Source organism: Paracoccus sp. (in: a-proteobacteria) (assembly GCF_035556475.1).
Lineage (GTDB): Bacteria > Pseudomonadota > Alphaproteobacteria > Rhodobacterales > Rhodobacteraceae > Paracoccus.
On record NZ_DATMFA010000072.1, the window covers coordinates 17915 to 35944 of the forward strand.

20 protein-coding genes and 3 pseudogenes are annotated in these 18030 nt (G+C 60.6%); 13 read left to right on the forward strand and 10 right to left on the reverse strand.

From position 1 onward, the window contains the following. Positions 1-584: 584 nt before the first annotated feature. Complete coding sequence (locus VNQ78_RS09105) at positions 585-839, reverse strand: hypothetical protein (protein WP_325688879.1); 255 nt, start codon at positions 837-839, stop codon at positions 585-587. Here VNQ78_RS09105 and VNQ78_RS09110 point away from each other — a divergent pair. From VNQ78_RS09110 to VNQ78_RS09125, 4 genes and pseudogenes are all read left to right on the forward strand, one after another. Then, positions 828-1200: pseudogene (locus VNQ78_RS09110) on the forward strand (transposase); the annotation flags it as partial. The gene VNQ78_RS09105 and the pseudogene VNQ78_RS09110 overlap by 12 nt on opposite strands. A 1200-nt stretch (positions 1201-2400) precedes the next feature. Beyond that, on the forward strand, positions 2401-2874 hold the full coding sequence (locus VNQ78_RS09115; protein ID WP_325688881.1) for a DUF6634 family protein: 474 nt from the start codon (positions 2401-2403) through the stop codon (positions 2872-2874). A 1-nt stretch (position 2875) separates the two neighbouring features. Beyond that, the gene (locus VNQ78_RS09120) at positions 2876-3673 is read left to right on the forward strand and encodes a metallophosphoesterase (RefSeq protein ID WP_325688883.1); all 798 of its coding nucleotides are present in this window, start codon (positions 2876-2878) and stop codon (positions 3671-3673) included. Positions 3674-3702: 29 nt separating this feature from the next. Next, a complete protein-coding gene (locus VNQ78_RS09125) occupies positions 3703-4092 on the forward strand; it encodes a hypothetical protein (RefSeq protein ID WP_325688885.1) in 390 nt (129 codons plus the stop codon). 149 nt (positions 4093-4241) lie between these two features. Here VNQ78_RS09125 and VNQ78_RS09130 read toward each other — a convergent pair whose 3' ends face one another. After that, positions 4242-4610: a helix-turn-helix transcriptional regulator gene (locus tag VNQ78_RS09130; RefSeq protein WP_325688887.1), complete on the reverse strand. Its 369-nt coding sequence runs from the start codon at positions 4608-4610 to the stop codon at positions 4242-4244. A 78-nt stretch (positions 4611-4688) separates the two neighbouring features. Between VNQ78_RS09130 and VNQ78_RS09135 the strand changes: the two genes are divergently transcribed. From VNQ78_RS09135 to VNQ78_RS09170, 8 genes and pseudogenes are all read left to right on the forward strand, one after another. Continuing rightward, positions 4689-5255, forward strand: coding sequence for a recombinase family protein (locus tag VNQ78_RS09135; RefSeq protein ID WP_325688889.1), 567 nt, complete (start codon positions 4689-4691; stop codon positions 5253-5255). Between the two features lie 242 nt (positions 5256-5497). Continuing rightward, positions 5498-5722, forward strand: a complete 225-nt coding sequence (locus tag VNQ78_RS09140) for a recombinase family protein (protein ID WP_325688915.1) — start codon at positions 5498-5500, stop codon at positions 5720-5722. 47 nt (positions 5723-5769) lie between these two features. Further along, complete coding sequence (locus tag VNQ78_RS09145) at positions 5770-6360, forward strand: recombinase (protein WP_325688891.1); 591 nt, start codon at positions 5770-5772, stop codon at positions 6358-6360. After that, positions 6354-6728, forward strand: coding sequence for a ParB N-terminal domain-containing protein (locus tag VNQ78_RS09150; RefSeq protein WP_325688893.1), 375 nt, complete (start codon positions 6354-6356; stop codon positions 6726-6728). Before VNQ78_RS09145 ends, VNQ78_RS09150 begins: the two co-directional genes overlap by 7 nt. Next, positions 6725-7237, forward strand: coding sequence for a plasmid partitioning protein RepB C-terminal domain-containing protein (locus VNQ78_RS09155; RefSeq protein ID WP_325688895.1), 513 nt, complete (start codon positions 6725-6727; stop codon positions 7235-7237). Before VNQ78_RS09150 ends, VNQ78_RS09155 begins: the two co-directional genes overlap by 4 nt. Positions 7238-7281: 44 nt before the next feature. Further along, positions 7282-7518: pseudogene (locus VNQ78_RS09160) on the forward strand (ParB N-terminal domain-containing protein); the annotation flags it as partial. Positions 7519-7608: 90 nt separating this feature from the next. Further along, a pseudogene (locus tag VNQ78_RS09165) lies at positions 7609-8224 on the forward strand (IS5 family transposase); the annotation flags it as partial. A gap of 415 nt (positions 8225-8639) precedes the next feature. Next, positions 8640-10022 (forward strand): MFS transporter, encoded by a 1383-nt coding sequence (locus tag VNQ78_RS09170; protein WP_325688897.1) that lies wholly within the window; start codon positions 8640-8642, stop codon positions 10020-10022. 204 nt (positions 10023-10226) lie between these two features. Here the strand turns inward: VNQ78_RS09170 and VNQ78_RS09175 are convergent, their stop codons facing one another. The 8 genes from VNQ78_RS09175 to VNQ78_RS09210 all read right to left on the reverse strand — a co-directional run bounded on the left by VNQ78_RS09175 (position 10227) and on the right by VNQ78_RS09210 (position 17797). After that, the gene (locus VNQ78_RS09175) at positions 10227-10994 is read right to left on the reverse strand and encodes a FadR/GntR family transcriptional regulator (protein WP_325688899.1); all 768 of its coding nucleotides are present in this window, start codon (positions 10992-10994) and stop codon (positions 10227-10229) included. A gap of 78 nt (positions 10995-11072) precedes the next feature. Further along, positions 11073-12026 carry a PDR/VanB family oxidoreductase gene (locus VNQ78_RS09180; protein ID WP_325688901.1) on the reverse strand — a complete coding sequence of 318 codons (954 nt, stop codon included), beginning with the start codon at positions 12024-12026 and terminating at the stop codon, positions 11073-11075. A gap of 51 nt (positions 12027-12077) precedes the next feature. Further along, entirely contained in the window at positions 12078-13271 is a 1194-nt protein-coding gene (locus VNQ78_RS09185; RefSeq protein ID WP_325688903.1) for a CoA transferase, read from the reverse strand. Beyond that, positions 13268-14497: a CaiB/BaiF CoA transferase family protein gene (locus tag VNQ78_RS09190; protein WP_325688905.1), complete on the reverse strand. Its 1230-nt coding sequence runs from the start codon at positions 14495-14497 to the stop codon at positions 13268-13270. Before VNQ78_RS09190 ends, VNQ78_RS09185 begins: the two co-directional genes overlap by 4 nt. Then, positions 14497-15774, reverse strand: a complete 1278-nt coding sequence (locus VNQ78_RS09195; protein ID WP_325688907.1) for a Rieske 2Fe-2S domain-containing protein — start codon at positions 15772-15774, stop codon at positions 14497-14499. Before VNQ78_RS09195 ends, VNQ78_RS09190 begins: the two co-directional genes overlap by 1 nt. Positions 15775-15882: 108 nt before the next feature. Beyond that, a complete protein-coding gene (locus VNQ78_RS09200) occupies positions 15883-16209 on the reverse strand; it encodes a hypothetical protein (RefSeq protein ID WP_325688909.1) in 327 nt (108 codons plus the stop codon). A gap of 11 nt (positions 16210-16220) precedes the next feature. Then, positions 16221-17348: a thiolase family protein gene (locus VNQ78_RS09205; RefSeq protein WP_325688911.1), complete on the reverse strand. Its 1128-nt coding sequence runs from the start codon at positions 17346-17348 to the stop codon at positions 16221-16223. Next, a complete protein-coding gene (locus tag VNQ78_RS09210) occupies positions 17345-17797 on the reverse strand; it encodes a Zn-ribbon domain-containing OB-fold protein (RefSeq protein WP_325688913.1) in 453 nt (150 codons plus the stop codon). Before VNQ78_RS09210 ends, VNQ78_RS09205 begins: the two co-directional genes overlap by 4 nt. Before the next feature lie 97 nt (positions 17798-17894). Here VNQ78_RS09210 and VNQ78_RS09215 point away from each other — a divergent pair. Next, positions 17895-18030 (forward strand): CoA transferase (locus VNQ78_RS09215; protein WP_325688917.1); only part of this gene is annotated, 136 nt, incomplete at its 3' end.

An 18030-nucleotide genomic window follows, 5' to 3' on the forward strand; every position in this document is an offset into this window, starting at 1 on the left:
ATCATGGAGCGGGGAGCGTGAGGGGATCGACCCGCGGCAGGAGCCTCGGTCGACGCCCTTAGGCGCCGCCCATCCCTCGCGGCGGAGTCACCGAAAGCGGCCATCCGGCGCGGGGTGCGGCATTTCGCATTAATGAGGTTCTGTGGTGTGGGATGAACCGCCGTTAGTAGCAAAGACCTGCGATGTTCGATTAACCTGTTACCAGCTCTCGCCCGTCGAGGGTGGTGGCGTTGACATGATCGCAGAAGGCCACATCCATCAGGTCTCCAGTCTCGGGATCCGTGACGAACTCGCCGTTGACAACACCTCGTCCAAGGCCTGCCCAATGCGGAGATTGCAGTGATTTCAGATGCGCCAAAGCCTGATCATCATTTATTCTCTTCGGGAAGGCATCGATGACATCTCTGGGAAAGACGAGACCTATCGTGCAGCTCTACCTGAAGTCCAACGGATCCCAATCCGTTTGCGTTCGAACATCTTGCGTCCCATTCATCCCGTTGTCCGTCAATATTTTCAACAGGCAAGCGCATTGTCCAGCAAGCCGTTGTCTGGAATGTTTCGGAACGCGCGTTAGTGGGACGCCTTCAGTCGATCCGCCACACCAATCGTTGGCAGCTGCAGCGGGCCACCTGGAGCCGGATGATGCACAACTCCACGACCTCCACCCGGACATAGGAGAGCTTTTCGGGGACCTTCAACACGAGATCGGCGGCGCCGTAGAAACGGACGGTGTTCACCGAGCAGATATTAACCCGGCCATGCTGGCATGAGATTGAAAAATCCGCTCCTGCGTCCGATGAGTAGCTTCGCCAGCTGAGATCGACCACGAGGCCGACCATGCCGCGTTCAGGTGCCAGTGACAGCTCGTAGCGGACCAGATGTGGCCCAAGCTGTCGAATCTTATCACGCTCATGGATACGGTGGAGGAGGATGTGCTGGCTTACCTAACCTTCCCAGCCCGGCACCGCGCAAAATTACACCACGAAACCAATTGAGCGTCTGAACGGCGAGATCAAGCGGTGCACGGATTTCGTCGGGATATTCCCCAACGAGGCCTCGACCCGGAGATTGGTGGGCGCAATCCTAATGGAGCAGACCGAGGAATGGGCCGTCCAGCATGGCCGTCACATGACGCTGGAAACGCTCGCGCCGGTCCGCGATGATGTCATGGTCAACCTGCCTGCTGCGCAGAGCGACTGATCGGCTCGGCCCGCACCCCAGAGCGCGTGGCCCACGCCAGCTACACCATCACTTGGGACATCATCCTCCCGATGTGAGGGTGGGAGGGTACATGACAATGACCGGCGCAAAGATTCGCTACAAAACGGTGGCGCTCGCGACGCAGATGCTCTGCGAAGTGAAAGGTGAGACTCGGTAGAAAGCGAGGCTGCATTGTTAGTCGAGTCGAGGTGCAGATGATTACATAATTTCTATTAACGCGATAATTCATGCTGTGGGGGGACGTGCTATTTCTGAATGCGACTTTTTATGCTCGATGAATCGGCGGCCAAAAAGAAGCCATTTTGGCTGTTTCGGCGACCATCGGTCGGTAAAATTGTGCCATTGGACCGTCGTATTGATCGATGTTGAGATATTTCAATCTCTTGCAGTCATGCGCGACTTTCTCGTTTCCCCCTTCCAATCACAGACCGAGGCCACCGCGATACTCGTTCGGCCCGATTGACGCAGCGGGAACATTTCAGCAACACCTCAGGCACTGGCCAGCGATAGCCTCGGAGCACTGGCTGGCCAGCTACAATGTTGTCGCTGCTGCGTCGGAAAATCTTTGTTCCCTGAACGGCAGGTTATGCTGAAAGGTCCGCTGAAGATGCTGTCCCCTTCTATCAACTCACTCGCTCCGACTGCCGAGCAGCTGCCGCCATCCCCTCACGGCTACTCAAAGGTCACAACCGCCCGCGCATCGATCGTCGAGACGCATTTCGGGCGCATTCTCGCCTTGCTTGGCGCAGACCCGCCCTGCCCCAACGATCTCGCACAGGCGATCGTCCTTGAGGCCTGGCAGCCCTGCCTTTCCATGCAAGGGTTTCCTGCGCTTTGGGGAGTTCTGATGGATAATCCCCGCCTCGGGCGCCGCCGCGACTGCTGGCGACTGACCGATCTGACCGCTGGGCCCGGAGCTTGCAGGGCTTGATCCGTCTGGGTCTTTCCTGTCCGAGACCGCAATCGAGGCGATCTGCGAGGTTCTCGCTCACCCCTCCCTGCAGTGCCATCCGCCCAGCCTGCGGGTCGCCTCTCGCATGCTCCAACGCGCCGCCGATCTGGAACAGGGACCGACGCTCCACTGAGCCGGCCCATCCAGCTTCATCTTTCCCTGAATCCAACGCGCCTGCGGCATCGCCGCAGCCGCCCTCCTCATGCCATCGAAACGGAGACATCATCATGAAACTCTCACCCAACGACCGCGCCTGGTTCGACAAGGCGCTGCACGCCATCGCCGCCGCCGAGGCCGGACCGTCCGAGGCGGACCTCGCGGATGCGCCGGTCCTGTCCGACTGGAAAGCGGCGATTTCGCCCGGCGGGCATGTGATGCTGTGGGGTGAGGTGGTCGATCACCCGCTTCTCGGCAATGCAAGCATCCACACCTCCCAGCTGATCGCGATGGATCCCGAGGCCGGTTGGGCTCGGACCGCATCGCGCTGGTATCGGCTCGGCGGATCCATCGACGCCCTCGAGGCGGAATTGGCGGAATCCATGAACGGAAAGGCGAAGCTTGCGGGTTCTGTCCAGTTCACCCTGCCGGGATTCGCCAACATCAACGATCCGGAGCTGCTTCAGAGGCTCCTGACCACATATATCGCGCGGGTGCGCGGGATCGACGCGGCGGACCGGTCCGCCTCCGGACGGGAGGGCTGACATGCACTGGTTCACCGCCGATCCGCATTACAGCCATGACCGGATTATTGGCTTTTGTGACCGTCCGTTCCCAGACGTGGCCGCGATGATTGCCCAGCTACTGGCCGAGTGCCGGTCACGGGTTGGCCCCGATAATGACCTGTGGATTCTGGGGGATTTCACCGCAGGCAGATCCACCGACGCCCAACGGCGCGAGGTCCGCGGCATCTACCACGCGTTGCCGGGCCGCAAGCATCTGATCCGGGGCAATCACGATGAAGACTGGGTCTGCGATCTGCCGTGGGACAGCGTGGCCGAGACCGCGGATATCGTCGTGGACAAGCGGCGACTGTTCCTTTGCCATTATCCCATGATCACCTGGCCCGGCGCGCGGCACCAGGGGCTGCAGCTCTTCGGCCATGTTCATCAGAACTGGCAGGGCAGCCGCAACTCCGTGAACGTGGGCGCTGATGTCTGGAACTTCAGGCCGGTCACGCTGCCCGAAATCGAGCGCCGGGCAGCCAAGCTCCCCGTCAATCCTCTTCGGGACCGGGTCGGGCCTGGCTCATCGTGCTGTGCGCGGGCTGCGGTCGGATCCTCGACCCGGCCCTGGTCTCGGGGCAGGCCGTGGTGCGCAACGGGCGGATTGTCGTGGCCGCGACGAACGAGGCGATCGTCCTTCTGGGGGCGGCCATGCGCAAATGGCTGCCGAGGGCCGGCATGTCTGCCCGGAATGCATCGGCGGTTATCTCTCTGTCAGGGAGGTCACGCTGCCGGTCGGATACACCTTCGACGAGATGCGGAACCGGGCCGTTCGTAGGGAGAAATAGGATGCCGCCGAGAAATCCCATGGACAAACCCAGCGTCGAGGACCGCCTCCTCGCCAACATCGACCTGATCGATGCGTCGCAGGCCTGCGCGTTGTTGCGCATCGAAACGGATAATCCGGAAAGCGCCGTCCAGGCCATGGCCCGCAAGGGTGCCATCATCACCCTGACTCAAAAGGGCAGGACCATGATGCCGCTGTTCCAGTTCGATACGGCAAACGGTCGGATTTTCGATGTGGTCGGCGCCATCCTGAAGCTCAGGCCGGTTCATATCAGCAATCTGAGGCTCTGCTACTGGCTGAACCGCGTCCACGTCGATTTCGGCTGCGCGCCGGCGCAACGGTTTGGCCATGATGACTTGGCTATCGTCGCCGCATTCCGGCGATATATCGAGCCCGCTCGTCATGGGTGACATGGTCTTTATACCGGCAGCGCTACTTGATTATCGATCTCCTGTGCAGTGGTTGCCTCGGATCAGGGCACGACGGCGCCTCAAGCGGCAACACCGCCGTCCGCACTCCGTCGCTATCCCGCATTCAAGGAGCTATCACGATGGCGCCGTTACATGTTCGAATGCTCAAGGTCAGCCCCAGTCACAAATGCCACCATAGGCTGCAGAGCTAACAACAGCGTATCCTGCTCGCGCTCATCCAAGGATCTGAACATCTCCAGAAGCCCTCGTTCCTTCAGGGAAAGGGCCCCCGTGGCGGCCAAGCCGGCAGGAGGGTCAGAGAGCAGATCCAGCGGATGACAGGAAAGCGCAATCGCCAGCCTCTCCATCCACTCGTAGCTGAGTTTTCTCCGGCCTCGTTCCAGGTGGCTGATCTGTTGGTTAGAGGTCCGGGCCCGCTTTGCCACTTCCACAAGGGTCAGGCCGCGGGCCTTTCTGATTTCAGATATTCGGTTCGTCATGCCGACAGAATCAAACATTCCGTTCACTCTGGCAAGACCGGAACTCAGCATGGCGCCGCGGTATATGTCCTTATCCTGACGAGATACGTGGTAGCTATGTCAACAAAATCCAACATTCTTTATGGACTCAACATTCTTGGCACCCTAACCTGCCGACCCATCGATGTGGCCGCGCGAGATGGGAGATCGGGCGTGGTGAGCAGGATTCAGAGACGCCGTCGCCTTGACACATCTGCGCCCGATCAGCGGCGCGAGGTGGCCTATGTGCGCATGTCGACCGATCATCAGAAATACTCGACCGACAATCAGCTGGACGCCATCCGAGACTATGCCGCCAAGAGTGACATCGCCCTCGTTCGCACCTTTGCGGACGAGGGTAAAAGCGGCATGCGCGTCAAAGGCCGGGACGCATTTCAGACCATGATCGACATCATCGAGAACGGCATGGCGGATTTTGATGTGATCATCGCCTATGATCACAGCCGGTGGGGGCGCTTCCAGCGGCCTTACGAGTCCGCATATTATGCATTCGAATGCATTAATGCCGGTGTGGATGCTCATTTCTGTGCCGGCGGCTTCTCCAACGAGATGGTCCGCTTGCCGAACTCGCATGGACCTTCAGCAGCATGGAGGCCGGGAACTACAGTCGCATACTTTCCATGAAGGTCTGGGCGGGGCAGTGTCGGCTCGTCCGCCTTGGCTATCGCCAGGGAGGGCCGCCGGGCTACGGGTTGCGGCGTGTCCTGCTGGATGAGAGTGGGACGGTAAAGTTCGCGCTGAAGCGGGGCGAGCGCAAAAGCCTTCAAACGGATCGGGTCATCCTCAGGCCGGGTCCCGCGGCGGAGGTGCGACGGGTCAGGTAGATATACGAGCAGTTCACCGCAGGCGGTCAATCCGAGGCCGCAATCGCCTGCGATCTTAATGCAAAGGGCATACTGACCGATCTCGAGCGGCCCTGGACACGCGGCACGGTCCATCAGATTCTCACGAACGAAAAATACATCGGGAACAATGTCTACAACCGGACGTCGGCCAAGCTGACGGCCAAACGCAGGGAAAACGCCCCCGAGGATTGGGTCCGTGCGGAGGGGCCTTCACACCGATCGTCTCAAAAGAGGCCTTTGCCGTAGCACAACTAATTATCGAAGAACGAAACCGGCAGTATACCGACGCCGAAATGCTCGAGCGTTTGGCACAGCTGTTCCAGCAGCAGGGCACCTTGTCCGGCCTCATCATTGATGAGGCGGAGGATATGCCTTCCTCCAGCGCGTATCAGTCCCGTTTTGGCAGCCTCGTCCGGGCCTACCGGCTCATTGGTTTCACACCGGACCGCGACTACCGATACATTGAGGTGAACCGCGCCCTTCGCATGCTGCACCGGCAGACCGTATCCGAGACCATCGCGGCACTGCAGGCCCAGGGCTGCGACGTAACGCGCGACCCCATAACCGACCTGTTGACGATCAACGGGGAATTCACCGCCTCGCTGATCGTCTCGCGATGTAGGGAAACCGGATCCGGAATGCGGCGTTGCCAGCTGCGCTTCGACGCGGGCCTGAGCCCGGATATCACCATCGCCATTCGGATGAACCGGGAGAACGACGCCCCGCTCGACTACTACTTCCTGCCCCGCACCGAAATGACCAGCCATCGGCTTGGCCTGTCCGAGGAGAAGGGATTCATGCTAGACACCTATCGCCATGACAGCCTGGAAAGCTTCATCTCGCTTTCACGGCGCAGCAGGATCGCGGAGTTGGCACCATGGTAGCGTTACATGGTCCTGCGCCCATCCAACGCATCCCGGTGGATCGGATCGTGGTGGGCAACCCGCGCGAACGCAATCGTATTGCGTTCAAGGAGTTGATGGACAGAATCGCAAAGGTTGGCCTTAAACGCCCCATTACCGTGTCAGGAGGCGCGAATGGCGAGCCGTATCAGCTTGTCTGTGGCCAGGGCAGGCTGGAAGCATTCATGGCGCTCGGGCAGAAAACGAGCCCTGCCGTCATTCGAGACTACACCGTAGAGGAGCAGCTTTTCCACAGCATTATCGAGATTGTGGCCCGACGCCAGCATCGACCGATGGAACTTCTCCACGACATCGGCGCGATCGGCAACGCGGTTATTCCTGCGAAATGATCGCGGAGAAAACCGGCCTGACCCATGGCTATGTAAAACAGGTTTGCCAGCTTCTCGAGGCGGGCGAAGCGCGCCTGCTGATCGCGGTAGAGGCGGGCCGCATCCCCCTCAATATTGCAATCGAAATATCCAGGGCTGAAGGCGTTGCGCTCCAGGAGGCGCTGGCAACCGCATATGAGAGCGGACAGATAAAAGGAAATCAGCTCCTGGCCGCACGCCGCCTGATCGAGCAGCGCAAATTGCGTGGCAAAGGAAACCGTCCGGATCCCCGCAAGAAGACCACGGCGGACATCTCACCCAGAATGCTGGTCAATACGATCAACACCGAAATCAACCGCCATCGGGATGTTGTTCGAAAGGCGGAGCGCACCTCCCGCGACCTGTCCTTCTTGGTCGCGGCACTGGATGCGCTGCTCAAGGACGAGGATTTCTTTACCTTGCTGCGTGCCGAAGGGTTGGAGACACTGCCAGCCCCCATCGCTGACCTGATCGTGGAGCGTAGACAATGACCAAGACACCGCCGCCCGTGATCCCCGCCACTTTTGAAGACTATATGGTGAACATATCGCTCGACCGGATCATCGCCATCAAGCAATTATCTGCATCCGTGCGGTTGTCGCGCAAGTTCGACCAGATTGTCTCTACGGTAGAGAGCGAGGGGCTCATCGAGCCACCGGTGGTGGCCAGGTGCAAGGATGAAAGCGAACAGTTCCCTCTCCTGGACGGGCATGCCCGGATTGAGGTTCTGAAGTCGCTTGGGAAGGTCTCGGTCGCCTGTCTTGTCGCGACGGATGACGAGGCCTTCACCTATAACAAGCGTCTGTGCAGGCTGGCCACCATCCAGGAACACAAGATGATCCTGAAACTGGTCGAGCACGGCATGCCCGAAGAGTTCGGCAGGTGTCGTCGGTCTACCGTCAATTCCGCCGTTGGACCTTGCGGGGCTGTGGGAGGACATCCCGGATGCGCTAAACCACGCGGGATTGCGCCGGACAAGCTGCAGATGGTCGACAGCACCGTGATCCGCGCCCATCATCATGCGGTGGGCGCAAAAGAGGACTCCGAAAGAGGCTCTTGGCCGTTCAAGAGGGTGGGTTCTCGACCAAGATCCACCTCCGCGTCAACGGCGCAGGCCTCCCGATGAGGACCGAGATAACCCCGGGGCAGGATACCGACTACACCTGCTATGATATGGTGGTGGCCGACAACCTGCCGCAGCCAGCCTTTCTCGTCGCCGACAGGGGCTATGACTCTGATAAAATTCGGGAAGACATCGAGAACCGCAACGCCCTGCCAATGATCCCGATGCGAAAGAACCGAAAAGTGCGCAAGGCCGTCGACATGGCCATCTACACTTTGCGCAACATGGTCGAACGCTGTTTCAATAGAAGAACAGTCGTCGGCTGGCAACCCGCTACGACGAAACCGCAAACAATTTCCTCGGCTTCGTCGACGTCGCATGTATCAGGCTATGGCTCCCCCATTTGTCAACATGACCTAGATCCGCAATTAACGGGCCGAAACATAGACCGACCCCACAGCGCCATCGGATACAACGTCCCGAGCGCGCTACACTTTCCCGGCGGCGTCACCAGCCCGCCGCGATGACCAAGGCCGGAAACTCCGGTTTCAAGCGATCCGGTTTTCAGGGGCAGAGCAACTGGATGGTCATCGGGAATTGACTTCAGAACCCTCTCGCACTATCGAATGGTCTGGCCATTAGATTGAATGGACCAATGTTGAACTACGTCGAGGATATCGCGATCTGACGGAGGGGGAGAGCCGGCACATAGTGCGTGCTCAGCGAGGAATCCAACACCGAACAGCGGCCATAGGGACGCAAATGCAAAAGGAAGGTTCGCGAGCCTTCCACCTGCAGCAACAAGAGATTCTATCCAAGGGAGGACATACATGAATCTACCACCGTTACGCGCGGATCGGATCGTTGACGAAAGTCCGATCGGGCGGCAGCAACTTGCGGTATTTATCGGAGCGATTGCCGTCCTGGTTGTCGACGGCTTCGATCTCCAGATCATCTCCTACCTCATTCCTGCCATCAGCCAGGAATGGGGTATGGCCGCAACCATGAAGGGGGCGATCCTTTCGGCAGGCCTTGCTGGCCTGATGGTCGGCTATCTCTTGCTACCGCTGGTTGCGGTTCGCATCGGGCTGCGACGAATGATCCTTCTTAGCTTGCTTTCCATGTCGGCAGCGACCTTCCTGACACTTCTGGCAGATACGCCCCAACATCTCGTCATGCTCCGATTTCTGACCGGCCTGACGCTGGGTGGCGTGTTTCCCAACACCGTCGCTCTCATTACCGAATATTGCCCCGAGAAGTACCGCTCATCCATCGTCAGCATTTCCTATGTCGGTCTTCCTCTCGGTTTCCTTGTCGCAGGCTGGTCCGCTTATGCAATTCTCCCGCAATTTGGCTGGCGGGGAGCGATTGCGGTCGGTGGAATCCTGCCGCTTCTCGCGGTTGGGGTCGTGCTGAGTGTCATCCCGGAATCGCTTGAATATCTGCTGGGTCGAGCGAAAGATGGCCAGCAGCGCGCCCGGAAAATCATCGGGAGGTTGTTTCCTGAAACTGTACTTCGCCCAGATGCACCGCTTGCTGTCACTGCAAAGAAGACCCGCGCCGCCAACGTACTCGATCTTTTTGCGCCCAAGATCTGGATTGGTACATTAGCGCTTTGGGTCTCGCTGGCTTCCAACTCGGTCGTCTACTACTTCGTGTTGAGCTGGATGCCCTCCATGCTTATCACCGTTGGTGCGACGCAGCAGAATGCCATCCTGGCCGCATCCCTCACGAATGGCGGAGGCATCCTAGCAGCATTCATCACCGGCCCTCTCATGGACCGTTATGGCACCTACCCGGTCTTGCTCGGCCATTTCATCGTCGCTGTGATATTCACCGCGATCGTCGGGGCGGTGCTGTCGCCCGACCTCGTGATCCTGGTGCCGGCCGCCCTTTGCCTCGGCTTTTGTGTCAGTGGTCTTCAGAAGGGAATTTCAGCTCTCACGGTTCGGTTCTACTCGATAGATCTGCGTGCGGTGGGATTGGGCTGGGTGTTTGGAGTCGCGCGTTTGGGTGCGATTGCGGGCCCGATCCTGGCCAGCTTCCTTTTTGCCGCAGATTGGGAACCCCATACCGTCTTTTACGTCATGACGATCCCGCTTCTGATCGGCACGCTCGCAGTCGCGCTTATGGGATATATCTTCGTACTGAAGGCGCGCGGAGCGCCGCCAGCTGTGATGGCCAATCAGGGCATACGCGAGATGCGTTCCTAACTCTCAGCTTTGCGTTGCGGGGCGAGGACGGGGGCTGGTACATAGCCTCCGTCATTCGCATATGTCCTCAACAGCCCCGAGTTTCGAGCCGATTGCCCGGGGTGAAGGGGAAGTCTTCTCTTGCAGGAAACATGTTCCCGGCCAAGCCCTTCCCCGATGCGTGAGCCGGCACACCGCACATTCCAGACCTTTGCCTGTTCAAGCCTAAGTGGCGGTACCGCTTTTCGAGAGAAGGTGTGTATGGAGCCGCTGCATGTGGCTGACCATCTCGGCGATGGCCGCCTCTGCATCTCGCCTCCGCAAGTACTCAAGAAATTTCGCTCGGGAGGCTGCAACATCCCAGCTTCGGTCCGGCCCGATCTGCCGGAGATACATGTCGAGTGGCTCCGTGAAGGCAGTCATCATCATCGACATCGCTCGATTGCGGGTGGCGGCGGCAAGCAGTGCATAGAATTCCTGCGTGAGCCGGGTCCGCTCGGTGACGCCGATCCGGTCTCCGGCAGCGCGCAGCTGAGCGATATTGGCCTCCAGCGCAGTGAAATCTTCCTCCGTTGCCCGCTCGCAGGCCAGTCTGATAATCTCGCGTTGGATGCAGACCCTAGCTTCCGTATAGTCCTCGAGCGAAAGCGTGCCCAGGGACAGCAGATCTTCCATGGTCTGGGTGATGGGCTTGGTGTCACCATGCATGACAATGGCTCCACCCTTCACCCCTTTGTGCAGGGACAGAATTCCCCCGATCTCAAGGATGCGGAAGGCCTCGCGCACCGTGGAACGGCTCACCTCGAACTGTTCGGCGAGTTCACGTTCAGAAGGGAGCTTGTCGCCCGTCGCGAGCGCTCCCGACTGTATCTCGCGGCGGATCTGCTCGCAAATTTCTTCGAAAGCGCGCTTTGGCTTGACAGGCTTGAAGCCTTGCCTCTCGATCACGACATGGTCCCCAAATTTGGTCGGACCAAATAATTGTTGGTCCAAGGCTTTTCCCGTTTCTTACATAGTAAAGCCTGTACCATGGGACAACCTGCCTTGCGACATTGTCACCGGTGCGACAGTTCACAGGTCCAAGACAAGCCGCCTTGACTTCGATCCCGAGCAGCAGACCATCATAGTCTCGCCGGCTGCACGCTCTTCCTCGGTAAGAATCATGTCGCGATGGTCGGGCCGGCCTTCCAGTACGCGGGTTTCGCAAGTGCCGCACACACCGTCATTGCAGGCAAAGGGCACGGATACATTGTTGTCCAGCAGCACATCCAGAATCGACTTGCCAGAAGGGATCTCCAACGCCCTGCCCGACTGCGCCAGCACCACTTCGAACCCGCCGTCGCGAGCCGCCTCCTGCGTCCCGCTGAAGTATTCCAGATGCACCTGCGCCCGGGGAACTGCCGCGCCCGCCTTTTCGTAGGCAGCAAGCATAGGTTCGGGGCCGCAGCAGTAGAAATGCGCCTCGGGCGATGCTGCGAAGATCGCGTCCAGGTCCATCAGATCGCCGCCCTTCTCGTCATCGAAATGATAGATGATCCTTCCTTTTCCCGCCAACGTACCAATCCCGTCGAGGAATGCGGCGGCACTGCGGCTGCGCGCGGCGTAATGCAGCTCCCAGGGGCGCCCGATCTCGCTCAGCCGGCGGATCATGCAGATGATCGGCGTGATGCCGATGCCTCCGGCAATGAACACCGACTTCGTCGCGCGCTCGTCCAACGGGAAATTGTTCTTCGGCGGCGAGACGCGGATCTGCTCGCCCACCCGCAGCATTTCGTGCACATGGCGCGACCCGCCCCTACCCTGCGGATCCAGATGGACCGCGACCGAATAGCTACGGCCTTTGCCATAGGGTTGGTAGAGCGAATAGCTGCGGCGCAACTGGTCGCTCAGGATCAGATCGATATGCGCCCCTGCCTCGAACAGAGGGAGCGCGGAACTGTCAAGTTGAACCAACTCGACCGAAAGGATTGTATCGGCCTCGTAGCGGATTTGCTGAACCCGGACAGGAATTTCCTTGTCAGACATACTTTCCTCCATTCGCGCTTTCCCAGCGCAAAAGCCGGGGACGAGCCTCGGTCATTGCAGCACCCCCGCCGCACGGAACCCATCGAGATCCTCGGGGGTGAAACCGAGGATCTCCCGCAGCACCTGGTCCGTATGCTCACCCAGTCGAGGCGCGGCGAAGCGAAGCTGCGAAGGATTGCGGCTGAACCGATAGGCGGGACCGTTATATTTCAGAGTGCCCATCTCGGCATGGGACAGCGGCCGGAAATGATTGCGGGCCTCGAGGATAGGGTCATCGAGCAGGTCCGAGCCTCTGTACGCCACGCCCGCCGGGACGCCCACCTCCCAGCAGGCGCGCATCAGCTCGGATGCGTCGCGATCGGCGGTGTGCCGGCCGACATGTGCTTCGAGCGCCTCCCTGCCGGCCGCGCGGGCTTGGGAGAAGCCTGCGGTATCGTCAAAAAGCGTGGAAAGCGCGATCCACTGGGTTTCGCTCTCGACCTCCAGCACAATCCACCGCTCGGCACCTGCACAAGGGAAGACGCCGTGCAGTATGGCGCCAGGCTTGATATTCCCCGCGCGTTCGCCCTCGATCCCGGCAACCTGCAGCGCCAGGAGCTGCGGTGCCACGAGCTGGATGGTGCTCTCGATCTGGGAAAGTTCGACATGCTGACCCCTGCCGGTCCGCTCGCGGTGGATGAGCGCTGCAAGGATGGCGGACAGGGCATAGCGTGGCGAGACGGAATCCGAATATGCGCCCTTGGGCACCGCGGGGGGCATATCGGGCCATCCCGTCATGTGCTGGATGCCGGCAAGCGCCGCGCCTTGCGCCCCGTAACCCGGATGACGGGACCACGGCCCGTCGGAACCGTAAAGCGAGGAACTCAGCATGACGATGCGGGGATTGATTTCGCGCAGGCTGTCGTAGTCCAGCCCCCATTTCTTCATCACGCCGGGCCGGAAGCTTTCGGCCACCACATCTGCCCATTCGATCAGCGGTCGAATGATCTTTAGCGCGTCATCGTGGCTCATATCCACGCCGATGCCCAACTTGGAGCTATTGAAATCGGCGAAGAAGCCCGAGCGATTTATACCCGGTTTTTCCTCAGTGAAGGGCCCCCCCAAGCGGATCGAATCCGGGTGCCGGAAACTTTCCACCTTGACGACGGTCGCGCCATTATCGGCGAGTTGTTTTGTGGCAATCGGGCCAGCCGCCGCCCAGGTGAAATCCACGACCTTCAGGCCGTCGAAGATACCTTTCGTCATGAGATCTCCATGAGCTTGAAATCGGTGGGAACGGCGGGGGTATCTGCTCCCGCCAGGGGCGCGGGCGTCAACTCGGCCAAGGGAGTCTCGGACATTCGCACCCAGGCGGCGGGTAGCTCGAACTCCAGCCCTCGCTCGGGGTCGTTAAGGGTACTGAACAATCCGCGCGCGCGAAGCTGGGGATTCTGGTGGATGTCGCGGATCGAATTGATCGGTGCCATCAGGATACGGTCGCGCACGGCCCGCGTGATCAGTTCGTTCAGGGTCTTCGTCTCGATGAAGGCCCTGATGACCTCTGTGACGGCGTCGTAGTCCGCCTGCGGAATGGAGAACTGGCCTTCGCCGTTCCAGTCGTGGCGGGTAAGGATCGGATCGGTCACGCCCTCGTCGGCCATCCATGCCAGAAGCGCCTCGTAGGATTTGGTCCGCGCCGATCCGCCCCCGCCACCGACCGGACCAAAGACGACATAGCCATCCCGGCAGGGCCATACGAGGCGGGTGAAGAAGCGGTTTGCCCGCTCCCTGCGGATGGCGCCGCCGCGCATCTCGTTCAAACTCAGGATTTGCCAGGCCATGGTGGTATTCAGCAGCGTCCAGATCACGACCTCCTGGACCGAGACATCGACCCTCTGTCCCTCGCCGGTGCGCAGCGCATGGTAATGGGCCATCAACGACGCATTCGCAGCCTCGGCTCCAGCCTGGACCAACCCCACAGGAAGGCCGACGCGCACAGGCGGCCGGTCCACCTCGCCATTGAGGAAAAGATGCCCCCCCAGCGCTTGCAGCGTGGTATCTGTGGCAGGCATGGCCTCGTAGTCATGTCCCCGGCCAAAGGGCAGGATCTCGGTCCAGATCACGGCGGGATTGGCCGTCCGGGCAATGGCCTCCAGCCGATCCATCATCGCGATGTCGAGGCGCTGAAAATCGCTGACGATGATGTCGGCCTTTGCCGCGAGCACGGCAAAACCCGAGAGTCCGGTCTCGGCATCAAGATCCAGCGTGAGGCTTTTTTTGCCAAAGTTGTAAGCCAACCAGGTGGCACTCTCCTCGCCCAGAGCGGTCGGGATCAACGGGGCGTCCCGACGCGCCGGCTCACCCCCCTCGGGCTCGATCTTGGTGACTTCTGCACCAAGATCGGCCAGAACGCGTCCGCATACCGCCCCTGCAAGGGCCGAGATCTCCAGAACGCGCACCCCTGAAAGCGCGCCAAGGGGAAGCTTCTCCATCACGCGACCAGCTCGTAGCCAAAGCCCTTGCCCAGTTCGGCCTTCATGTGCTCGGCGCCCACCTCGACCCAGGCTTCGGTCTTGGGCAGGGTCAGCGAGACCGCCCGGACCATGTAGAGTTCGGGATCGTCGAACCGCTTCGGCCGCTCGCCGGTCGCGGCGAAGGCACCCGCAACCTCCAGCAGCATCCGCCGGGTCATGGCGATGCCCGTGTCCGAGGTGCAGAGATTCTCCTTACTGCGATCATAGACGCGGGCTACGCCCGACTGGCAGGCGGCGTCCTGCACCCACAGCCCGGGCAATCCCGAGAACCAGGTGGTCTTTTGCAGATCATAGCTGAATTGGTAGCCGGTTTCGCGCCGGTACTTGGAGACATACCGGCCGTAGGGATATTCCGGGCCAAGGTTGTCATGCCCGCCCAAGGAATGATGGCCGGTCTCGCGGCCGCGGAAGCCCTCGATGAAGACTTGGCGCGATTTCGGGTGCAAAGGCTCGTTCGGCCGATAGGAGAACATCATGCAGAGGGTGGTCTCGTCGTCGATCGGCACCCACGCATGACCCGAAAGCTCATAAAACTCATCTGCCTGCGGCGGCACCATGCTGTAGAAGGGCATTACGAACTGGTTCACGCGCCAATAATAATGCTCGTCGTCTACGACGCGGCGCGAAGCGATCGACATGCCGAAGTCCTGCCGGACGCTTTCGAAGATGGGACGCAGATCACGCTTGGCCACCCACTGGTTGATCGACCCGCCCTCGTCGATCCGCCCGTGCAGAATGGGTGCATGGGCCGAGTCGATCTCTCCCTCGAGGGCCTGCAGCCAATTGCATTCCTGGACCCGGAAAGTGATCACGACATTCTCTGCCGGCACCAGGTTGAACTCAAGATTGGGCAGTTCCGGCCGGGTCGCCTCGTCTTCCTTACCCATATAGGTCCAGACGACGCCATTCCTCTCGACGCAGGGATAGGACTTGATCTTGACCCGCTCCTTCAGGCGCGAGCGAACGGGTTCCGCCGGCATATCCATGACGCTCCCGTCCACGGCGAATTTCCAGCCGTGATACACGCAACGCAGACCACAGTCCTCGTTCCGCGCATAGAGCATGGGCGCGCCGCGATGGGGGCAAACATTATCCACCAGCCCCACCTTTCCGCCGCTGTCGCGGAAGATGACCATGGTCTCGCCGAGGATTTTCACCGTCTGCGGCTGTCCGTTTTTCTCCAGATCAGCCGAAGCGAAGATCGGCAGCCAGTAGTTACGGAAGAGTTCTCCCATAACCGTGCCCGGGCCGATTCGAACCAGTTTTTCATTGTCTTCATGGGAAAGCATCTCAGTCTCCTCTGGATTTGGGTGCCTCGCGCCATTGCGCGGCAGGGCGAAGCGTCAGGTAAGGGCGAGTTCGGCGGCGTCCTTGTCGAGCAGGCCTTCCACAAGATCGGAGATACCTAGGAACTCGGCCCACCACGCGGGATCGGAAGTTCTGAGCGGGTCGCGAGGCACGGGTGGCGGATCGCCGGCTCGCAAGCGCCTGACAATCTCGGAAATCCTCGCGCGCTCGACCTCGAGGAAGATCTGCTCGACATCCAGCCCCTCGGCCACGAAGTCGCCGAGTTCGGGGTATCCCAGCCGCCTCACCCACTCGCCCTCGGCAATTTCGTGGGGTTGCGCCTGAAGGATGTAGGGAATCGCGAGATAGTCGCGTAGTTTCATGGCTTGGCTCCTCATTGTGCCGAGGCGATGCAACGCCGGGGCTCTGGCTCGAGCATGACGAAGGCGGAATCGTCGAACGGGCCGATCTGCACGAGACACGGACCTGACCGCGCCGTCTGACGGGGCCCGGCCTTGCCGCTGGCCTGCAGATATGCCTCGCGCAGATGACCCATGCCGTGCAGACGGCCCTCTCCGAGGCTGCCCCCGAAGGTGTTCAGCGGCAGGCGTCCGTCCAGCTCGGCACCGCCTTCGCGGACAAACTGCCAGGCCTTGCCCTCGGGGCAGATGCCAAACGCTTCAAGCCAGTCCCAGACCATCGAGGAGAAGCCGTCGTAAAGCTGGGCGGACGCAAGATCCTCGGGACGCCGGCCACTCATGGAAAAGACGGCTCCAGGATTCTGAAACCCCGCCCAGCCGGTGACATGTGCTGGCTGCGCCCCGGCTGGTAGATCCTCCTCGCGGCACATGACGAAGGCCGCGGCGCCACAGACCGGCATGTCGCAATCGAACAGCCCATGCGGTGAGGAGACCATCGGGGCCGCCATGTAGGCGTCGAGGTCCACCGTCTTGCCCTTCCAGACCGATTGCGGATTGAGCGCGGAGTTGCGGCGGGCAAGGGACACGATCTCGTAGAGGTCGGCCCGCGTTGCTCCGTTCAGCGCCATATAGCGCTGCGCACGGACAGCGAAGCGTGCGCCGGCGATGTTGTAGCCGAACGGCTTCGCGAACTGGTCGACGCCATAGGCGACATCGGCATCCGAGGTCGCATAATCGCGACCCTGGAGATTGTAGAGCGCACGCAGCCCCACCACATACCGGGTCTGGCCCGCGATCAGCGCCTGCGCCGCATTCGCCACCATGTCGGCAGGATAGCGACGGAACAAATCGGCGGCATGGCGAAGGTGCTTGAATCCCATCGCTTGGGAAATGGTGCGAACCGACACCTCGTCGCCGCCTTCGGCATGGGGCGAGCCCGCGTTGGTCGCGAAGGGTGCGCCAATATAGCCATCGACCTCGTCCCGCGCCAGATTCGCGTCCCGAAGCGCGTCGATGATCGCCGCCTGCGCGAAGACAAGAATGCCGCGATCTGAGCGCCGCTCGATGGACGAGGTCCCGAAGCCCGCGATGACGATGCTCATGCGCCCATCCCCTCTGCCGCGGCTCCTTCTGCATCGGCCCGGACATCTGAAATCACCTCGGGATAGCACCAGCCGTTGGGATCGGAATTGAAGACGATCTGGACCGGTGCATCCGGCGGACAGGATCTGACCGAACCCGTGCGGTCGACCACGACCAAGATCGCCTGCGGATCTTCCTCCAGTGCGCATTCCGCAATGCAGAGCGGGACGCCGTAGCCGGCCAAGCGGGCGACGTGATTGTCGGTCCAGCCACGCAAGCGGGCCCGTCCCGATAGGACCACCCATTCCAAAGCGTCGGTCAGGCATTCGGGACAGCGGGGCCGGGGTGGGAACGGAATGCGGCCACAGTCGCGGCATTGCGCCAGGGTCAGGACTTGGCGCGCGCAACCCTCCCAGAACGGTCGATCCTCGATGGTAGGCACAGGCGCGATACGCTGCGATGCAGGCATGGGATGATCCAGATTGACTCTCTTACTTTTCTCTACAATGGTCGGACCAATAGATCAATAATAAAAGGTCAGGCCATTTTATGATAAGGAAAAGAACATGAACGCTCCGCTACAAGACGTGCATGTCGTTGAGTTCTCAGGACTGGGACCGGCGCCCTTTGCCGCCATGCTGCTGGCAGATATGGGGGCGAAGGTGACGCGTATCCTCCGGCCAGGCCGCAGCGCTCGCACCG